At 69.5% G+C, this 18,726-nt stretch carries 18 protein-coding genes and 1 tRNA gene; 10 read left to right on the top strand and 9 right to left on the bottom strand.

The window, feature by feature from the left end; genetic code table 11:
* Window positions 1-2 precede the first annotated feature (2 nt).
* Both KVY00_RS07105 and KVY00_RS07110 read right to left on the bottom strand, forming a co-directional pair.
* Complete coding sequence (locus KVY00_RS07105) at window positions 3-449, bottom strand: MaoC/PaaZ C-terminal domain-containing protein (RefSeq protein WP_223044982.1); 447 nt, start codon at window positions 447-449, stop codon at window positions 3-5.
* A complete protein-coding gene (locus KVY00_RS07110) occupies window positions 446-892 on the bottom strand; it encodes an FAS1-like dehydratase domain-containing protein (RefSeq protein ID WP_223044983.1) in 447 nt (148 codons plus the stop codon). Before KVY00_RS07110 ends, KVY00_RS07105 begins: the two co-directional genes overlap by 4 nt.
* A gap of 153 nt (window positions 893-1,045) precedes the next feature.
* Here KVY00_RS07110 and KVY00_RS07115 point away from each other — a divergent pair, with 153 nt between their 5' ends.
* The 8 genes from KVY00_RS07115 (at window position 1,046) to KVY00_RS07150 (ending at window position 8,833) form a co-directional block, all read left to right on the top strand.
* The gene (locus tag KVY00_RS07115) at window positions 1,046-2,812 is read left to right on the top strand and encodes an acetyl/propionyl/methylcrotonyl-CoA carboxylase subunit alpha (protein ID WP_223044984.1); all 1,767 of its coding nucleotides are present in this window, start codon (window positions 1,046-1,048) and stop codon (window positions 2,810-2,812) included.
* A gap of 163 nt (window positions 2,813-2,975) precedes the next feature.
* Window positions 2,976-4,346, top strand: a complete 1,371-nt coding sequence (locus tag KVY00_RS07120; protein WP_223044985.1) for an MFS transporter — start codon at window positions 2,976-2,978, stop codon at window positions 4,344-4,346.
* A 177-nt stretch (window positions 4,347-4,523) separates the two neighbouring features.
* Window positions 4,524-5,516 (top strand): LLM class flavin-dependent oxidoreductase, encoded by a 993-nt coding sequence (locus tag KVY00_RS07125; RefSeq protein ID WP_223044986.1) that lies wholly within the window; start codon window positions 4,524-4,526, stop codon window positions 5,514-5,516.
* 366 nt (window positions 5,517-5,882) lie between these two features.
* The gene (locus KVY00_RS07130) at window positions 5,883-7,160 is read left to right on the top strand and encodes an aminotransferase class I/II-fold pyridoxal phosphate-dependent enzyme (RefSeq protein WP_255572817.1); all 1,278 of its coding nucleotides are present in this window, start codon (window positions 5,883-5,885) and stop codon (window positions 7,158-7,160) included.
* Window positions 7,160-7,633 carry a hypothetical protein gene (locus tag KVY00_RS07135; protein WP_223044987.1) on the top strand — a complete coding sequence of 158 codons (474 nt, stop codon included), beginning with the start codon at window positions 7,160-7,162 and terminating at the stop codon, window positions 7,631-7,633. Before KVY00_RS07130 ends, KVY00_RS07135 begins: the two co-directional genes overlap by 1 nt.
* Window positions 7,634-7,720: 87 nt before the next feature.
* Window positions 7,721-8,044: a DUF7882 family protein gene (locus tag KVY00_RS07140; protein ID WP_223044988.1), complete on the top strand. Its 324-nt coding sequence runs from the start codon at window positions 7,721-7,723 to the stop codon at window positions 8,042-8,044.
* A 10-nt stretch (window positions 8,045-8,054) separates the two neighbouring features.
* Window positions 8,055-8,345 carry a DUF7882 family protein gene (locus tag KVY00_RS07145; RefSeq protein ID WP_223044989.1) on the top strand — a complete coding sequence of 97 codons (291 nt, stop codon included), beginning with the start codon at window positions 8,055-8,057 and terminating at the stop codon, window positions 8,343-8,345.
* A gap of 218 nt (window positions 8,346-8,563) precedes the next feature.
* Window positions 8,564-8,833, top strand: a complete 270-nt coding sequence (locus KVY00_RS07150; protein WP_223044990.1) for a GlsB/YeaQ/YmgE family stress response membrane protein — start codon at window positions 8,564-8,566, stop codon at window positions 8,831-8,833.
* Window positions 8,834-9,122: 289 nt separating this feature from the next.
* Here KVY00_RS07150 and KVY00_RS07155 read toward each other — a convergent pair.
* The 3 genes from KVY00_RS07155 to serS form a co-directional block, all read right to left on the bottom strand.
* A tRNA-Ser gene (locus tag KVY00_RS07155) sits at window positions 9,123-9,210 on the bottom strand.
* A 69-nt stretch (window positions 9,211-9,279) separates the two neighbouring features.
* The gene (locus tag KVY00_RS07160) at window positions 9,280-10,167 is read right to left on the bottom strand and encodes an HAD family hydrolase (RefSeq protein WP_223044991.1); all 888 of its coding nucleotides are present in this window, start codon (window positions 10,165-10,167) and stop codon (window positions 9,280-9,282) included.
* A 1-nt stretch (window position 10,168) separates the two neighbouring features.
* On the bottom strand, window positions 10,169-11,437 hold the full coding sequence (serS, locus tag KVY00_RS07165; protein WP_223044992.1) for a serine--tRNA ligase: 1,269 nt from the start codon (window positions 11,435-11,437) through the stop codon (window positions 10,169-10,171).
* Window positions 11,438-11,610: 173 nt separating this feature from the next.
* Between serS and KVY00_RS07170 the strand changes: the two genes are divergently transcribed.
* On the top strand, window positions 11,611-12,609 hold the full coding sequence (locus KVY00_RS07170) for a diacylglycerol/lipid kinase family protein (protein ID WP_223044993.1): 999 nt from the start codon (window positions 11,611-11,613) through the stop codon (window positions 12,607-12,609).
* A gap of 1 nt (window position 12,610) precedes the next feature.
* Here the strand turns inward: KVY00_RS07170 and KVY00_RS07175 are convergent, their stop codons facing one another.
* The 4 genes from KVY00_RS07175 to pgm all read right to left on the bottom strand — a co-directional run bounded on the left by KVY00_RS07175 (window position 12,611) and on the right by pgm (window position 17,682).
* Entirely contained in the window at window positions 12,611-14,128 is a 1,518-nt protein-coding gene (locus KVY00_RS07175; RefSeq protein WP_223044994.1) for a peptide MFS transporter, read from the bottom strand.
* 25 nt (window positions 14,129-14,153) lie between these two features.
* Complete coding sequence (locus KVY00_RS07180; RefSeq protein ID WP_223044995.1) at window positions 14,154-14,891, bottom strand: SDR family NAD(P)-dependent oxidoreductase; 738 nt, start codon at window positions 14,889-14,891, stop codon at window positions 14,154-14,156.
* Window positions 14,892-15,021: 130 nt separating this feature from the next.
* On the bottom strand, window positions 15,022-15,984 hold the full coding sequence (pheA, locus tag KVY00_RS07185) for a prephenate dehydratase (protein WP_223044996.1): 963 nt from the start codon (window positions 15,982-15,984) through the stop codon (window positions 15,022-15,024).
* A gap of 48 nt (window positions 15,985-16,032) precedes the next feature.
* Window positions 16,033-17,682, bottom strand: a complete 1,650-nt coding sequence (gene pgm, locus KVY00_RS07190; RefSeq protein ID WP_223044997.1) for a phosphoglucomutase (alpha-D-glucose-1,6-bisphosphate-dependent) — start codon at window positions 17,680-17,682, stop codon at window positions 16,033-16,035.
* A gap of 242 nt (window positions 17,683-17,924) precedes the next feature.
* On the opposite strand from pgm, the gene KVY00_RS07195 reads away from it, so the two are divergent.
* Entirely contained in the window at window positions 17,925-18,722 is a 798-nt protein-coding gene (locus KVY00_RS07195; protein WP_223044998.1) for an HAD-IIA family hydrolase, read from the top strand.
* Window positions 18,723-18,726: the final 4 nt, after the last annotated feature.

The raw sequence follows: 18,726 nt of genomic DNA on the forward strand, positions 1-18,726 counted from the left end.
ACTCACGCGAACGCCGCCAGCAGCTGAGCCTTGCCCAGCACGGTCGAGCCGTCGAAGACCACCTTGAGGTCGATGCGAGCGGTGGCGGCTTCGGGATCGACGGCGCCGACGGTCGCCGTCACCGCGATCGTCGCGCCCTCGGCCGCGTCCACCGGCACCGGGCGCGTGAAGCGCGACTGGTAGTCCTTGACCCAGGCCGAGACGCCGGCGGCCCGCGAGAACTCGGTCAGCCAGTCGGTCGCGACCGATCCGGCCGCACCCATCGTGAGCATGCCGTGCGCCAGCACACCGGGCAGGCCGACGGACTGCGCGACGTCATCGCGGTAGTGGATGGGGTTGAAATCGCCCGAGGCCCCGGCGTAGCGCACCAGGCTGTCGCGGGTGAAGTGCAGCTCGCGCTCCGCGACGACGTCGCCAACGCTCAGGCTCTCGAAGACCGACGCGCTCATGCCTCTGTTCCTCTCACCACGAGTGTCGAGATCGCCGTGACGACGTGCTCGCCCGCCGCGTCGCAGACGCTGCTCGACGCGGTGACCATCGAGTTGCCGCCGAGCTGCTTGACCGCGGCGATCGTGAGCGTCGCGGTCAGCTCATCGCCCGCCACGATCGGGCGGGAGTAGCTGAAGCGCTGATCGCCGTGCACGACCATCGAGAAGTCGACGCCCGCCTCCTCGTCGGCGAGCAGCTGCGCGAGCGTCGCCTCCTGCACCACGACCGCGAAGGTGGGCGGCGCGACGACGTCGGCGTACCCCGCGGCGCGGGCGGCCTCGGGGTCGAGGTGCAGCGGGGAGTCGCTCTGCACGGCGCGCGCGAACTCGCGCACCTTCTCGCGACCCACCAGATACGGGGCAGTCGGCGGGTACACCCGGCCTTGGATCTCTGGATTCACCACGGCGCCAGTCTACAGCGAGGCTCCGACGCGGACCGGCCAGGCCTCCGCTCGCCGATCCCGCACCCCACCGCTATACCCATCGGCAACGAAACCGCGAAAGGTTTGTGCCTTATATCCAAGGCTCCGGCGGGGAGCTGGAATAGGCTGTACCCCATGTCGCGCATTCGTAAAGTGCTCATCGCCAATCGTGGCGAAATCGCCGTCCGCATCATCCGCGCAGCCGCAGACAGCGGCATCGCCTCGGTCGCGGTCTACGCCGATCAGGATCGAGACGCCATGCACGCGCAGCTCGCCGACGAGGCGTACGCGCTGAACGGCACCACCAGCGCCGAGACCTACCTCGTGATCGACAAGATCCTCGGTGTGGCCCGCCGCTCCGGCGCCGACGCCGTGCACCCGGGCTACGGCTTCCTCGCCGAGAACGCCGAGTTCGCCCGCGCGGTCTCGGCCGCCGGCCTCACCTGGATCGGCCCGAGCCCCGAGGCCATCGAGCGCCTCGGCGACAAGGTCTCCGCCCGCCACGTCGCCGAGAAGGTCGGCGCCCCGCTCGCGGCCGGCACCAGCGATCCCGTCGAGAACGCCGACGAGGTGCTCGCCTTCGCAGACGAGGTGGGCCTTCCCATCGCCATCAAGGCGGCGTTCGGCGGCGGCGGCCGCGGCCTCAAGGTCGCCTACGAGCGCGACGAGGTCGCCGAGCTCTTCGAGTCGGCCACCCGCGAGGCGGTCGCGGCATTCGGCCGCGGCGAGTGCTTCGTCGAGAAGTACCTCGAGAAGCCGCGCCACGTCGAGACGCAGTGCCTCGCCGATCAGCACGGCAACGTGGTCGTCGTCTCGACCCGCGACTGCTCGCTGCAGCGCCGCCACCAGAAGCTCGTGGAGGAGGCGCCGGCGCCGTTCCTCACCGACGAGCAGAACACCGCGCTCTACGAGGCTTCGAAGGCGATCCTGCGCGAGGTCGGCTACGTGGGCGCCGGCACCTGCGAGTTCCTCGTCGCGAAGGACGGCACGGTCTCGTTCCTCGAGGTGAACACCCGTCTGCAGGTCGAGCACCCCGTCTCGGAGGAGGTCACGGGCATCGACCTCGTGCGCGAGCAGTTCCGCATCGCCGAGGGCGGCGTCATCGACTACGACGATCCGGTCGCCAAGGGCCACTCCTTCGAGTTCCGCCTCAACGGCGAGGACGCGGGCAACGGCTTCCTGCCCGCCCCCGGCCCCGTCGCCCTATTCAAGCCCGCCGCGGGCCCCGGCGTGCGCGTCGACACCGGCGTGCAGTCGGGCGACGTGGTCTCGGGCGCCTTCGATTCCATGCTCGGCAAGCTCATCGTGACGGGCGCGACCCGCGAGGAGGCGCTCGAGCGCTCCCGCCGCGCGCTCGACGAGTTCGAGATCCAGGGCCTGCCCACCGTGCTGCCCTTCCACCGCAAGATCGTTCGGGATCCCGCGTTCACCGCCCCCGACGGCCGCTTCGGCGTGTACACGCTCTGGATCGAGAACGAGTTCGAGAACGACATCGAGCCCTGGGAGGGCGAGGTTCCCCCGCTCGGGCAGGATCCGAAGCGCCAGACCGTCGTGGTCGAGGTGGCCGGCCGCCGCGTCGAGGTCTCGATGCCGGCGACGCTGCTGCCCCTCGTCGACCAGGAGGTGACCCGCGGCCCGGCGCCGAAGCGCGCGAAGGGCGCCGGCGTGGCGACGGCCACGGGCGACGCCGTCGCCGCCCCCATGCAGGCCACCGTCGTGAAGGTGGCGGTCGAGGAGGGCCAGGAGGTCAAGGAGGGCGAACTCGTCGCCGTGCTCGAGGCCATGAAGATGGAGCAGTCGCTCTACGCGCACCGCGCCGGGATCGCGACGAGCATCGACGCACCGGTCGGGCAGACCGTTCCGAGCGGACACGTGCTGCTCAGCATCGTCGATCCCGAGTAAGGGAAGTCGCACCGCACGACCGCCAGGGATCACCAGGGCCGCTCCGACGTCTGTCGGAGCGGCCCTTCCGTTTCTCCGGAGCGGGATGCACGACTCCCGTCTTCTATACCCGTAGACTATTCCGGTACAAATTCATCCAATAATTGGACAAGGACGTCAAATAATGACATCACCTGCGCCCGCCCACCCGCGGAGCACTCCGCGCGAACGCCGTAAAGTCGTCGCGGCTTCCGTCATCGGCACCACGATCGAGTGGTACGACTTCTTCATCTACGCCTTCGCCGCGAACCTCGTGCTGGCGAAGCTCTTCTTCGAGCCGGCCGGCCCGGGCATGATGCAGATCCTCTCGCTCGTGACCATCGGCCTCTCGTTCCTCTTCCGTCCCCTCGGCGCGTTCCTCGCCGGGCACTTCGGCGACAAGCTCGGCCGCCAGCCCATGCTGGTCATCACCCTCCTCGTGATGGGCGTCGCCACGGTCGGCATCGGCCTGCTGCCCACCTACCAGTCGATCGGCGTCATGGCTCCGGTCATCCTCATCGTGCTGCGCATCCTGCAGGGCCTCTCGGCCGGCGGCGAGTGGGGCGGCGCCGTGCTCATGTCCGTCGAGCACGCCCCCGAGGGCAAGCGCGGCCTCTTCGGCGTCTTCCCCCAGCTCGGCGTGCCGTTCGGCATGCTGCTCGCCTCCGCCATCCTCGCGCTCATGCGCGTCATCGCACCGGGTGAGGCGTTCGAGGTGTGGGGCTGGCGCGTGCCGTTCCTGTTCTCGGTCGTGCTGATCGTGGTCGGCTTCATCATCCGCCGCACCGTCGACGAGTCGCCCGTGTTCAGCGAGATCAAGGAGACCAAGAAGCAGGCCTCCGCACCGATCGTGCAGGTCTTCAAGGCGCACACGCCGCTCGTGATCCTGGCCGCGCTCCTGTTCGCGGGCAACAACGCCGTGGGCTACATGCTCACCGGAGGCTACGTGCAGGGACTCGCCTCGCGCCCCGAGGCCGACGGCGGGCTCGGCTACGACCCGGTGCAGGTGCAGCTCGCGGTGCTCGCTTCGGCGGTCGTGTGGGCGATCTTCACGTTCGTCTCGGGTCCGCTGAGCGACCGTTTCGGCCGCAAGCCCGTCATGACCGTCGGCTGGATCCTGCAGGCCGCCGCCGTCATCCCGCTGTTCCAGTTCGTCTTCAACGGCGGCGTCGGCGGTGTGCTGCTCGGCACCAGCCTGCTGGCCATCGGCCTCGGCCTCACCTACGGGCCCACGGCCGTCTGGTACGCCGAGACGTTCCCCGCCTCGATCCGCTACTCGGGCATCTCGATCAGCTACGCGATCGGCGGCGTCATCGGCGGCGCGTTCGCCCCGACCATCGCGCAGATCCTGCTGCAGTCGTTCGGCAGCACCTGGGCCATCGTGGTCTACCTGCTCATCATGACCGGCTTCGGTCTGCTCGCGAGCACGCTGCTGAAGGATCGCACCAACATCCCGCTCGATCCCGAGTTCGAGCACAGCGGGCTCATCAACACCTGGGTGCCCGCGAAGCGATAGCTCCGGCTATCGCGTCTCCCAAACGGGGAGTCTCAATATGCGGGTACCCGACCACGGGTAACCGCATATTGAGACTCCCCGTTTGCGTTCGACGCGCCGGGGAGCGCACCGCCGCCCCGCGACCCCGCGATCCCGCGGCTCGGGAATACGCGGTCCCGCGCCCCGGTTGAATCCAGTATGGCCTCAACTCCGCTCTCGATCCTCGATCTCGCCACGGTAGAAGCGGACGGCAGCATCGCCGACGCCTTCGCGCACTCGGTCGAGATCGCCAGGCTCGCCGAGCGCAGCGGCTACAGCCGCATCTGGTACGCCGAGCATCACAACATGCCGTCGATCGCGTCGAGCGCCACGGCGGTGCTCATCGCGCACATCGCGGCCCGCACCGAGACGATCGGGCTCGGGGCGGGCGGAGTCATGCTGCCGAACCACTCCCCGCTCGTCATCGCCGAGCAGTTCGGCACGCTCGCCGAGCTGCACCCCGGACGCATCCACCTCGGGCTCGGCCGCGCGCCCGGCACCGACGGCGCCACCTTCCGCGCGCTGCGGCGCACCCACCAGGCGGCCGAGAGCTTCCCGAGCGACGTGGTCGAGCTGCAGCGCTACCTCTCGGACGAGCTACCGAGGAACGCGGTCAACGCCTATCCGGGCCGCGGCACACGCGTGCCGCTCACGATCCTCGGGTCCAGCATGTTCGGTGCGAGTCTCGCCGCCCAGCTCGGCCTCCCCTATTCCTTCGCCTCGCACTTCGCCCCGCAGCACCTCACCTCGGCCGTGCAGCACTATCGCGCGCACTACGTGCCGAGCGAGGCGCACCCCGAACCCTACGTGAGCGCGGGAATCAACGTGGTCGCCGCCGAGACCGACGACCAGGCGGAAGCGCTCTTCGTGCGCACGGAGGTCGAACGCGTGCGCAACTTCCTGTCGCGCGGCCGAGAGCGGGAACTCACCGCTGACGAGGCCTCGGCCCTGCTCGACACCCCCGCCGGCACCGAGATCCGCGGCATGCTGAAGTACACCGCGGTCGGCGGGCCCGAGCGGGTGCGCGCGGAGCTCGAGACCTTCGCCCGATTCGCCGACGTGGACGAGCTCGTCACCCTGCACCCGGCGCCGACCCGCGCGGAACAGCTCACGTCGATCCAGCTCACGGCGCCCGCCGCGCCCGCGGTCTGACGGACTCCGCGTTTCCCCGCTCCACCCCTCTCTGCTTCGATTCGGGGTCGATTTCGGCCGTGTCGCCGATCCGGGGTCGATTTCGGCCGTGTCGCCGATCCGAGGTCAATTTCGGCCGTGTCGCACGAGGCGACACGCACGAAAGTGGCCCCGATCCGCTGGAGCACGAGGGTTGGACGGCGGCGCCGAACGGGCTGCGGCGCCGAACGGACGGCAGCGCCGAACGGGCGGCGGAGCCGGCCTGACGACAGCGCCGAACGGCCGGCGGCGCCGGCAAGGCGACAGCGCCGAACGGCCGGCGGCGCCGGCAAGGCGACGAAGCCCCGCGCGGGCCGCGCCGTGCAGCGGGCGCCTAGACTGGGAGTCGTGGTGCAGAGATGGCGTGACGTGGCCCGGGCGAGCGGTCTCGCCTCCCCCGACGGCTCGACAAGACCGACGGTCTTCGCCGAGATGACGGCGCTGGCTCAGCGCACCGGTGCCGCGAACCTCGGTCAGGGTTTCCCCGACGCCGACGGCCCGGAGTGGATCCGCGAGATCGCCGTGGCAGCGATCCGCGACGGCGCCAATCAGTATCCTCCCGGGCGCGGCGTGCCCGATCTGCGGCGGGCGATCGCCGCCCACCAGTCACGGCACTACGGGATCGAGCTCGACCCCGACCAAGAGGTGCTCGTCACCGCTGGAGCCACCGAGGCGATCGCCGCCGCCGTGCTGGCCTTCGCCGGCCCCGGGGACGAGGTGGTGACGCTCGAACCCTTCTACGACTCCTACGCGGCTTCGATCGAGATGGCCGGTGCGACCCACGTCACTGTCCCCCTCGTCGCGGGAACCGCCGGTTTCAGGCTCGACGAGGCCGCGCTCGACGCCGCGGTATCCGAGCGGACGCGCCTGATCCTGCTCAACACCCCGCACAACCCCACCGGCACCGTACTCTCCGAAGAGGAGCTGCGGGCGGTGGCCGCGGCGGCGCAGCGAGCCGGCGCCCTGGTCGTCACCGACGAGGTCTACGAGCACCTCACCTTCGACGGCCTCTCCCACACGCCGATCGCGACCCTGCCCGGCATGGCCGAGCGCACGCTCACGATCTCTTCGGCGGGCAAGACATTCTCGCTGACCGGATGGAAGATCGGCTGGATCACCGGCCCCGCCGAGCTGATCGAGGCCGTCACAGCCATCAAGCAGTTCCTCACCTACACCGGCGGCGCGCCCTTCCAGCCCGCGATCGCCCGGGCCCTCGTCGACGGGGAGGCCGACATCGCGGCGCTGCGCGACTCGCTCTCCGCCCGCCGCGACCTGCTCGTCGACGGGCTGCGCGAGGCCGGGTTCGAGGTGATCGTGCCGAACGGCACCTATTTCGTCTGCGCCGATGCTTCGCCGCTGCTCGGCGAACGAGCCGACGCTTCACCGCCGCGCGGCTCGGGCGAGCGGCCGGTCGGTGACGGGACCGGGGCCACCTTCGCCCGTGCGCTGCCAGAACTCGTCGGAGTCGCCACTGTGCCGATCAGCGCGTTCTGCCGCGAGGGATCCGCTACGGCGCGTGCGCTCGACCCCTGGCTGCGGTTCACCTTCGTCAAGGACGAGCAGACCCTGCGCACCGCCGTCGAGCGGCTGCGCGCCCTCGGCAGAGCGAAGGAGGCAGCAGTCTGATGGGACGCTTCATCGTGCTGGTGGGAACGATACTCGCGCTCTGGATGTGCGCGGGGCGCTGGCTGTTCGGGATCGGCGGGTCGCTCACCTGGTGGTACGCCCCGACGATCGGGCTCGTGTTCGTCGCGCTCCACCTCTGGCTGGCCCACCGCGTGGGTGTCACCCGGGCACGGGGCAAGCGCACCGGCCGCAGCACCATCGTCGCCCTCTCACTCGCGTGGGCATGCGCGGTCGGCTTCGGTCTCACCGTGCCCGATCTCGTCGGCGACGAGCTGGTCTCGGTGCTGAGTCTCGCCGCCGGATCCGCGTTCTCGGGGGAGATGTCGATCGCGCTCTGCAATCCCCTCGGCATCCTCGCGTTCGCACTCGTCATCGCCTCGATCGCCTTCGCGTACGCCGACGCGCGCGATCCGAAACCTGAGGAGGACGAGTATCCGGGCGAGGGCGAGATGGTGCGCCACCCCCTCGAGTGATCCCGCGCCGCAGCTTTTCCCAGTTCATTTCGGTATTCGTTACGGCGCGCCCCACACGGCGCGATGAAAAGGTGGGAGCATAGGCCCATGGGCTTCCTTACTTATGGCGGCGTGCAAGAATACGAATTCGACGACCGCACCCTCGCGCACCTCAAAGTCGCGATCACTATCAAGCTGCGCAGACAGGAGAGCTTCCTCATGAGCTGGACTGTGCCAGCCGAACGAGGAGGCGGGCGGGTCTCGATCTGGCTGACCCCCTCGATCCCGCTCTCCTTCCGGTTCGCCGGGAGCCGCGCGCCGCAGCTCAACAGGCACTGGCTCGCCGTGCTGAACGAGCTTGCGCACACACCGCGAGGACTCATCGTCGTCTCCGAGCAGGAGGCGCAACAGCATCAGGCAGAACAGAAGTAGGGGCGAGTCAATGGGACATCTCATCTATGGGCACGGCGAACGATTCGAGTTCGACGACCGGCTGCTCACCCATCTGCGAACGGTGATCCTCGCGAAGCTGAACCTGCAGGAGAGCCTCGTGTTCACCTGGAGCGACGAGCGCCAGCACAGCATCTGGCTGCACCCCTCCATGCCCGTGCACTTCGAGTTCGACCAGCGCACGACGGACGAGCTGAACCCCGCGTGGATCGAACAGCTCCTCGCGCACGCCAACTCGCAGGGGGGCCTGCGGCTGGTCGAGGAGCCGCCGCACCCGAGCTGATCGCGCCGCCGAAGCGTCTTCGCGCACGCGTCGGGGCCGCCAGCGCCTCCGCCAGCGCCGCTGCCTCTGCCTCTGCCTCTGCCTCTGAGCCTCGGACTTTTACCGCATCGGCAAGGCGTCGCGCAAGCCCCTGCAGCGTAAGGGTCGGTGAGAGTAGCGTCGTCAGTACCCGAGCGGTTCTGCCTCCAGGCGGGCCGCCTCATGGAAAGGAGCAGGACATGGGTTTCATTGCTTTTCTCGTGCTCGGTCTGATCGCCGGTGCGATCGCGAAGGCGATCCTCCCGGGACGGCAGGGAGGCGGCTGGTTCGTGACGCTGCTTCTCGGCGTCGTGGGAGCGATGCTCGGCGGTTGGCTGGGTTCGGTGATCTTCGACGCCAGCCTCGAAAACTTCTGGTCGTTGCAGACCTGGTTGCTCGCGATCGGCGGTTCGATCGTGGTGCTGCTGATCTGGGGCCTCATCGTGGGTCGCAAGGGAGCAGCCGACTGACCCGTCTGCGCAGTACAGGGAAGGCCCTCGCCATCGGCGGGGGCCTTCTCGTGTTCGGGTGATCGCGCCTCTGCGTCAGGACTCCGGGAATCTGCCCGACAGCGGCAGAAATCCCGCCGACCTTCCCGGTCTACGGCGAATCCCCGGAGTTCTGTCTGCGCTGCCGCCCGAGACCGGAGCCTGCCGGGAGCGACCCCGAGACCTTGAGCGCGATCGATACTCGGCGCGAGCGCAGAACAGCCCCCGACCGAGGCATCGTGACGCCTGGTCAGGGGCTATTTTCTATCCGCGGAGGGTAGGGGATTTGAACCCCTGAGACGGGGTTACCGCCTGCTTGTTTTCAAGACAAGTTCCTTCGGCCGCTCGGACAACCCTCCGCCGACGAGCTTAGCAAAGCCGGGAGCGCGCCAGAAACCGCGCCCGCCGCGCCGCCGCACCGCGAAGCCTCAGCCGCCGAGCACCTCGGGGAAGCGCTCGCGCAGCGCGCTCAGCAGCCCGCCCTCTTCGACCGAGCCCGTCACGCGCCCGGCGACGGCCCGCACCTCGGGCACGGCCTGCCCCATCGCGACGGAGTCTCCCGAGTGCGCGGCCCAGCGCAGCATGTCGATGTCGTTGCGCCCGTCACCCGCCGCGAACACGCGCGAGCGGTCGATGCCGAGGTGCGCCGCCACCACCTCGAGCGCGCTCGCCTTCGTCACGCCGTCGGGCGCGATGTCGAGCCACGAGGTGCTTCCGACGGCGTAGGAGACGTGGGTGAGGCCGAGCGTCTCGACGGCGCCGAGGAACTCTTCGAGCCGGTGGTCCGGCGACACCACCACCACGCGGCAGGCCTGCACGCCGAGCAGTTCGTCGAACGGCACCATGCGCTGCTCCGCGGGCAGTGTGCCCGTGGGGATCGGCGCGGTGTAGAGGAACGTGCCGTCGGCGAGCTCGACCGCGAAGCGCGCGGTCACGAGCTGGGTGCGGATCTTGCGCAGCGCGTCGCTCGGGTCGAAGGCCTCGACGTACTCGCGGCGGTAGGACCTGGGCGCGAGCGGGTCGCGTCGCAGCGTCACCGCGCCGTTGGCGGCGACCACCCAGGCGGGCCGGATCCTCAACCGCTCGACGACCGGGAGCGTCGCATCGACCGAGCGGCCGGTCGCGATGACGACCTCGTGGCCGGCGTCGTGGAGGGCGCGGATCGCATCGCCGAGCTCGGGATCGATGCGCCCGCCCTCCGGCTCGTCGCCCGGCCCGCCGGAGCCGTGGTCGAGCACGGTGCCGTCGAGGTCGAGGGCGATGAGGTGGCGCCGATCCCCCGTCACTGACACGGCTGCTGCTGATCGCGCACCCATCTTAGACTCCCGCCGGAGAGAGCAGCTCGAGCCCGCCCATGTACGGCCTCAGCGCCTCTGGCACCACCACGCTGCCGTCGGCCCGCTGGTGGGTCTCGAGGATCGCCACGAGCCAGCGGGTCGTCGCGAGCGTGCCGTTGAGAGTGGCGACGGGGGTCGTCTTGCCGTTCTCACCGCGGAACCGGGTCGCGAGCCGACGCGACTGGTAGGTGGTGCAGTTGGAGGTCGAGGTGAGCTCCCGGTACGCGTTCTGCGTCGGCACCCAGGCCTCGATGTCGAACTTGCGGGCGGCGCTCGAACCGAGGTCCCCGGCGGCCACGTCGATGACTCGGTAGTGCAGGCCCAGCGACTGCAGCATCTCCTCCTGCCAGCCGACGAGCCGGTCGTGCTCCGCCTCCGCCTCCTCGGGCGAGGTGTAGACGAACATCTCGAGCTTGTTGAACTGGTGCACGCGCAGGATGCCGCGGGTGTCCTTGCCGTGCGAGCCGGCCTCGCTGCGGTAGCAGGTCGACCAGCCCGCGTAGCGCAGCGGGCCGCCCGAGAGGTCGATGATCTCATCGGCGTGGTAGCCGGCGAGGGCGACCTCGCTGGTACCGGTGAGGAACAGATCCTGCGCCGGCAGGTGGTAGACCTCGTCGGCGTGCTCGCCGAGGAAGCCGGTGCCCTGCATGATCTCGGGCTTCACGAGCGTCGGCGTGATGAGCGGGGTGAAGCCGTGCGACAGTGCGCGATCCAGCGCCATGTTCATGAGCGCCAGCTCGAGCCGGGCCCCGACGCCGCGCAGGAAGTAGAAGCGCGCGCCCGACACCTTCGCGCCGCGCTCCATATCGATCGCGCCCAGCATCTCGCCGAGCTCCAGGTGATCCCGCGCCTCGAACTCGAACTCGGGCTTCTCGCCCACCTCGCGCAGCGTGACGAAGTTCTCCTCACCGCCGACGGGCACGCCCTCGAGCACCAGGTTCTCGATGCGCATCGCGATCGCCTCGAACTCGGCCTCCGCCTCCTTGGCGCGGGCCTCGGCGGCCTTCACACCCGCCGCGAGCTGCTGCGCCTGCGCGATGAGGGCGGGCTTCTCGTCCTTCGACGCCGCCTTCACGCGACCGCCGAACTCCTTCTGCTCGGCGCGCAGCCCCTCGAACTCGGTGAGGGCCGATCGACGGGCCGCGTCTGCGGCGAGCGCCTGATCCACCACCGCCTCATCGTTACCTCGTGCGCGCTGCGAACGCTTGACGGCCTCAGGATCGGTGCGGAGCAGGACTGGATCGATCACTCCCCCAGCTTACCCGTGCGGATGGCGCGCGCAGGGCGCCGGTTCCCAGGTGCGGCCGCGGACCACCCCCGGGCACCGCAGCGCACCCACGGGCACCGCGGACCACCCCCGCGCACCCGCGCCGCACCCACGGACATGGCCGCGCACCCGCGTCGCACCGCTACTCTGGTTGCATGTCTCAGACCCCCGCGCGCAGCCTGCCCGTCGCCGCCGTGGTCTACCACCCGCTCAAGACCGATCTCCCCGCGCTCCGCAGCGCCATCGCCCATCACGAGCACCAGGCGGGATGGGGGCCCACCCGCTGGTACGAGACCGATGCCGAGGATGCCGGGATCGCGGCGACGCGGCGCGCCATGGCCGAGGGGGCGAGTGTGGTGCTCGCGAGCGGCGGGGACGGCACGGTGCGCGCCGTGGCCGAGGCCCTGAGGGGATCCGGGATCCCGATCGCGATCGTTCCGCAGGGCACCGGCAACCTGCTCGCCCGCAACCTCGGCATGCCGCTCGGCAGGCCCGAGGCCGCGGTGCGGGCCGCCTTCTACGGCCGCGAGCGCGCCATCGACCTGGGGGTGCTGCGCATCGTGCGCGAGGACGAAAGCGAGGACGAGCACACCTTCCTCGTGCTCGCGGGCATGGGCCTCGATGCGCGCGCGATCTCCGCCACCCGGGCGACGCTCAAGAAACGCCTGGGCTGGCTCGCCTACGTCGACGCGGGCGTGCGCACGATGCTGAAGGATCGGCCGCTGCAGATCCACTACTCCGTCGACCGCGCTCCCGTGAAGTCGCTCTCCGTGTACACCGTGATGATCGGCAACTGCGGGCTGATGCCGGGCGGCGTGCTGCTGATCCCCGACGCGAAGCTCGACGACGGTCTGCTCGACGTCGTGGCGCTGCGACCCCTCGGGCCGTTCTCGTGGCTGCGCATCTGGAACAAGATCGGCTGGGAGAACGGGGTGCTGCGCAAGACGAAGACGGGGCGCAGGATCATCGACCTCGTGCACGACACGAAGAGCGTCAACTACCTCAAGGCCAGGCGCTACGCCCTCGGGGTCTCCTACCCCGAACCGGTGCAGCTCGACGGCGACGATTTCGGGCTCGCGCTCGCGGTGAGCGGCACGGTGGATCCCGGCGCACTCATCGTGCGCGTGCTGCCGGAGTGGAACGCGCAGAGCTGAGTCAGGGGGCCTCGAGCGGCTCGCCGGTCTCATCGATGCCGGTGTCGAGAGCGCGGTGGATCGAACGGGCGCCGACGAGCACGGCGATCCCTGCGAGCACCGCGACCCCGCCGATGAGCACGAAGAAGGTGAGCTCGGGAACGATGGTGTAGAGCGTTGCGAAGAGCGCGGCGAGGGTCGAGCCCGCCCCGAGCGTGAGGATCTTCAGAGCGACGAGCTGAGTCTTGAAGCGGCCGGGTGCGATGCGCGTGACGACGGAGAATCCGATGGGCCCGACGAAGACCTCCGAGATGCCCGCGAGCACGAGTGCGACGATGATGAGCCACACCGGCACCGTCTTCCCGGTCGAGAAGGCGGTCGTGATGAGGAGCAGGTACGCCGAGCCGATGAACAGGAATCCCAGCGGGAACTTCTGGGCGGGCAGCAGACGGCCGATCCAGCTCTCCTTCCAGACGGTCGCGATCAGCGGGATGATGAGCACGAGCGCGATGGTGCCGACGACCGAGAACCAGCCCTCGGGGAAGATCCACCCGTTGAGGTCGAGATCCACGCGCGCGGTCACGATGAGGGGCACCGTCGTGAACAGCTGCAGGTAGAAGCCGTAGTAGAGGGTCTCGGCGAGCCAGAGCGGGATGTAGCCGCGCACGCGCTTCCGGGCGTTCCCGTCGATGTGCTTCGAGGAGAGGATCACGGCGAAGTACGAGATCGCAGCGGCCGCGATCATGACGCCGACCACATAGTTGAGGTTGTCGGCGCGGATCACGCCCCAGACCGCGAGCAGCGCCACCACCACGAGGCCGAGCAGCGCCCAGGCCGCGGCCTTGAACAGTCCAGGCTTGGCGATCGGGTTCGGCACGACGTCGCTCTCGGCAGGCAGCGCGCGCATGCGCACCGAGTACTGGATGAGGGCCGCGGTCATGCCGACAGCCGCAATCCCGAAGGCCCAGTGGAAGCCGAGGTTCGACTGGAGCCAGCCGGTCGCGAGCGGGCCGAGGATCGCCCCCAGGTTGATCGAGAGGTAGAAGTACGAGAAACCGGAGTCGCGGGCCTCTCGGGACCAGCCGCCGAAGAGCACCCCGATGATCGAGGTGATGTTCGTCTTCAGCAGCCCCGTTCCGACCGCGATGAGCACGATCCCGAGCGCAAGACTCGGAATGCCGTGGAGCAGCGCCAGTGAGACATGGCCCGCGGTGATGATCACCGCTCCCCAGAACACGAGGCGGCGGGCCGACACGACCCGATCAGCGAGCCATGCCCCGAGCAGCTGCGCGAGGTACAGGGCGCCGCCGTAGGCGCCGACGATGCTGACTGCGGCGGTCTCGTTCATGCCGAGACCGCCCTCGGCCACGGTGTAGATGAGGTAGTAGGTGAGTACCGCGCTCAGACCGTAGTAGCTGAAGCGCTCCCACATCTCGGTGAATGCGAGGTTCCAGAAGTGCTTCGGCTGGGTTCTGCGGTATCTGCCCACGGGCAGCGGAGTGGTGACGGTCGTCATCGGCGCTGAGATGAGATGCTCCATGATGATCCGTTTCGTGATGGTGCGTTCAGAATCCGCTGAGCAGACCGCCGGTGGTCTCGCCCCCGTCGATGACATAGGTCTGGCCGGTGATGTACGAGGCATCGTCGGAGGAGAGGAAGGCGAACAGACCGGCGACCTCGTCGGGCCGGCCGAAGCGGCCGAGCGGGATGCTCGCGGCCTGCTCGTCCCCGGCTGTCATGAGCGGGGTGCGGATGTACCCGGGCGCAACCGCATTGACCCGGATGGTGGGCGAGAGATCCAGTGCCATGCAGCGCGTGAGCTCGACAAGCGCACCCTTGCCCGTGCTGTAGAGCGCGTGGTTGCGGTAGCCGACGAGGCCGTTGGTCGAGGCCGTGTGCACGATGGATCCGCCCGCCCCGGCGAGCATGTGGCGCGAGGCGGCCTGAGCCACGAGGAAGGCGCCGTCGAGGTTCGTGTCCATGACCCGGCGCCAGCTCTCGAACGGGATCTCCTCGAAGGGGAACCGCGCGTTGATGCCGGCGTTGTTGATGAGCACGTCGATCCTGCCGCAGTGCTCGGCGATCTCGTCGAAGACGCGGGCGACGGCTTCGGGCACGGTGACGTCGAGCTGGAACGCCGCCTCGATCCCGGGGTGCCGCCCGGCGAGGCCTTCGAGCCCCTGCGCGTCGAAGTCGACGGCGACGACTCTCGCCCCCTCCTCAATGAACCTCGTCACCGCTGCCGTACCGATCGCACCGGCCGCTCCGGTGATCACGACGACCTTTTCAGCTAGTCCCCGCATGCGCCCTTTCTCCCTGTGAACTCTGCTTCCGCTCGCCTGCGGATCGCGCCTCGTCGCCTCGCGCGCACCACCGAGAATCTCGGGCGCATCACCGAGTACCTCGGGCTCGAAGCGCTGAACCGGTCGCCCGCTACACGTCCTCGCCATCGGGCGTGCCCTCGATGACCCCGCGCAGCCAGTCGCGGGCGTCTCTGAAGGCCTCGTCGTCGTAAGAGGTGCGGATGCTCGCGGCCACACGATCCGCTCGCGGGTACGACCCCAGGAAGACCACGCGCGGGCTGAACCGCTTCACACCCAGCAGGGCGTCGGCCACCCGCTCGTCCTTCACATGCCCCTCGGCGTCGATGACGAAGCGGTATCGACCCATGCGGTCGCCGATCGGCCGCGACGCCAGCAGCGTGAGGTTGACCCCGCGCGTCGCGAACTGCTCGAGCAGTTCGAGCAGGGCGCCCGCGCGATCCTCGGGCAGCTCCGCGATGAGGCTGGTCTTGTCGGCGCCGGTCGGTTCGCCGACGGGCGCGGTGCGGCTGACGAGCACGAAGCGAGTCACCGCATCGGGGTTCTCGGCGATGCCCTCGGCGAGCACCTCGACGTCGTAGTGATCCTCGATGCCGGGGGGAGCGATCGCGGCATCGATACCCTTCTCGAGGTCGAAGAGGTCGGCAGCCGCCTGCACGTTCGACGTCGCGGGAAGGTGACGGTGCCTCGGCACCTGGTCGTCGAGCCAGGCCCGGCACTGCCCGTAGGCGACCGGGTGGCCCGACACGACCGCGATGTCCTCGAGACCGGTGCCCGGGCGCGCGACGAGCACGAAGCGCACCGGCACCAGGTACTCGCCCACGATGCGCAGACCCGGGATCGTCGCCAGCGCATCCTGCGCGACTGTAACCCCGCCGTCGATCGAGTTCTCGATCGCGATCATCGCCGCATCGCTGTATCCGGTGACGACGTCGTTCAGGGCCTCGCCGAGGTTCGCGACCGGGTTCCACTCCTGACCGGCGGCCTCGGGCACCTGCTTGAGCGCCGCCTCCGTGAACGTCCCCGCCGGCCCCAGATAGGAGTAACGACGGACGGGTGCGGGGCTCTGCGACATGATGTCCAGAGTACCGCGCCGCAGCCTCGCCGAGCCGCGTATTCGCTTTCAGCCGAGCACGCGAGCCACGAGCGCCTGCGCCGCCTCCTGCACGAGCGCGAGGTGCTCGGGCCCGCGGAACGACTCGGCATAGATCTTCATGACGTCCTCGGTGCCCGAGGGGCGCGCGGCGAACCAGGCGTGCTCGGTCTGCACCTTCAGACCCCCGATGGGGGCGTCGTTCCCCGGTGCACGGGTGAGGATCGCGGTGATCGGATCGCCCGCCAGCTCGGTGTCGGTGACGTCGTCGGGGGCGAGCGCTCCGAGGCGGCGCTTCTGCTCCGGGGTGGCGGCCGCGTCGACGCGGGCGTACGCGGGCTCGCCGAAGCGCTCGGTCAGCTCGCGATAGCGCTCCGAGGGCGACTGCCCGGTGACGGCCTGGATCTCGGCGGCGAGCAGGGCGAGCAGGATGCCGTCCTTGTCGGTGCTCCACGCGCTGCCGTCGAAGCGCTGGAACGAGGCCCCCGCGCTCTCCTCGCCGCCGAACACCACATCGCCCGACGAGAGGCCCGGCACGAACCATTTGAAGCCCACGGGCACCTCGAGCAGCTCGCGCCCGTGCGCGGCGACGACGCGGTCGATGAGCGCCGACGACACGAGCGTCTTGCCGATCTTCGCGGTCGCGGGCCAGTCGCGGCGATGCGTCAGCAGGTAGTCGATGGCGACCGCGAGGTAGTGGTTCGGGTTCATCAGGCCGCCGTCGCGGGTCACGATGCCGTGGCGGTCGGCGTCTGCGTCGTTGCCCGTCACGAGGTCGTAGAGCGGTCGGGCGTCGGCGACCGTCGACATGACGTGGCGAGAGGAGGGATCCATGCGGATCTTCCCATCCCAGTCGAGGTGCATGAAGCCCCACTGCGGGTCGACCCCCGGGCCGAGCACGGTCAGGTCGAGTTCGTAGCGGTCGCGGATCGCCGCCCAGTAGGCCGTGCTCGCCCCGCCGAGCGGATGAGCCGCGAGACGCACACCCGCCTTCCGGATCGTCTCGACGTCGATCACCTCGCCGAGCGCCTCGACGTATTCTCCGAGGAAGTCGTAGCGGCCGACCGGCTCGCCGCCGATCCCGTCCTCGCTTGCACGGGGAATCGCGTCGATCCCGCCCTCCAGCAACTCGTTGGCTCGGGCGGCGATCCAATCGGTCGCGTCGGTGTCTGCGGGCCCGCCGTGGGGAGGGTTGTACTTGAACCCGCCGTCCGCGGGCGGGTTGTGGCTCGGTGTGACCACGATGCCGTCGGCACGGCCGGAGTCGTCGACGGCGCGATCGCGGTTGTGGGTGAGGATCGCGTGGCTCACCGCGGGGGTCGGCACGAAGACCTCGTCGCCCGTGCCGGCCTTCGCCAGCACGTGCACCCCGGCCGCGGAGAGCACCTCGCGCGCCGTGTGCTCGGCCGGAGCCGACAGGGGGTGCGTGTCGGAGCCGATGAAGAGCGGCCCCTCGATGCCCTGCGCGGCTCGGTACTCGGCGATCGCGGCGCTGATCGCGACGATGTGGGCCTCGTTGAATGAGCCCTTGAGCGAGGACCCGCGGTGCCCCGAGGTGCCGAACACGACCCGCTGGGCGGGATCGGCGGGATCCGGCACCACCTCCGTGTACGCGGCGAGGAGCGCCTCGACATCGATGAGATCCTGCTGCTGCGCGGGCTGCCCTGCTCTCTCATGCATGTCTCCAGTGTGCCAGCCCCGTTCCTCGCCCGCACTCCCCGCTACCGCTCCGCCCTTCTCCGCTTCCATTCCGCTTCGCCTTCCTCCCCCTTCTCCCGCGCACCGATCGACGTTCAAATACACCAATCGCCTGATTCGGTGTGTTTGAACGTCGATCGGTGCGTTTGAGACGGCGGAGGGCTCCGCCGCGAGAGGGAAAGAGGCGATACCGCTCGTTCACAGAGCGGGGCTACGCTGGAGGCATGGACGAGAGCGTGATCACCACCAGGCGCGACGAGATCGAGTGCTGGCTCACCGACATGGACGGGGTGCTGGTGCACGAGGAGCGCGCGATCCCGGGCGCCGCCGAGCTGATCCAGCACTGGCGCGACGAGGAGATCCCCTACCTCGTACTCACCAACAACTCGATCTTCACGGCCCGCGACCTCAGCGCGCGGCTCGCAGCCTCGGGCATCGACGTGCCCGAGGAGCGGATCTGGACGAGCGCGCTCGCCACCGCCGCCTTCCTCAAGCAGCAGAAGCCGGGAGGGTCGGCGTTCGTGATCGGCGAGGCCGGCATCCTCACCGCCCTGCACGACGCAGGCTACGTGATGACCGAGTCGAACCCCGACTTCGTGGTGGTCGGCGAGACACGCAACTACTCGTTCGAGGCGATCACCAAGGCGGTGCGGCTCATCATGAACGGCGCACGGTTCATCTCGACGAACCCCGACGCGACCGGCCCCAGCGCCGATGGCCCGCTCCCCGCGACCGGCGCGATCAACGCGCTCATCACGAAGGTGACCGGCAAGGTGCCCTACATCGTGGGCAAGCCGAATCCCATGATGTTCCGCTCGGCGCTCAACCAGATCGGCGCGCACTCGCACAACACGGGCATGATCGGCGACCGCATGGACACCGATGTGGTGGCCGGCATGGAGGCGGGGCTGCACACGGTGCTCGTGATGACCGGGATCTCGGATCGCCGCGAGATCGAGAAGTTCCCGTTCCGCCCCGACGAGATCCTCTCCTCCGTCGCGGATCTGCTGCCCGGCGAGTAGGGCG

This window comes from Leucobacter tenebrionis (assembly GCF_019884725.1).
In the GTDB taxonomy this organism is placed as follows: Bacteria; Actinomycetota; Actinomycetes; order Actinomycetales; family Microbacteriaceae; genus Leucobacter; species Leucobacter tenebrionis.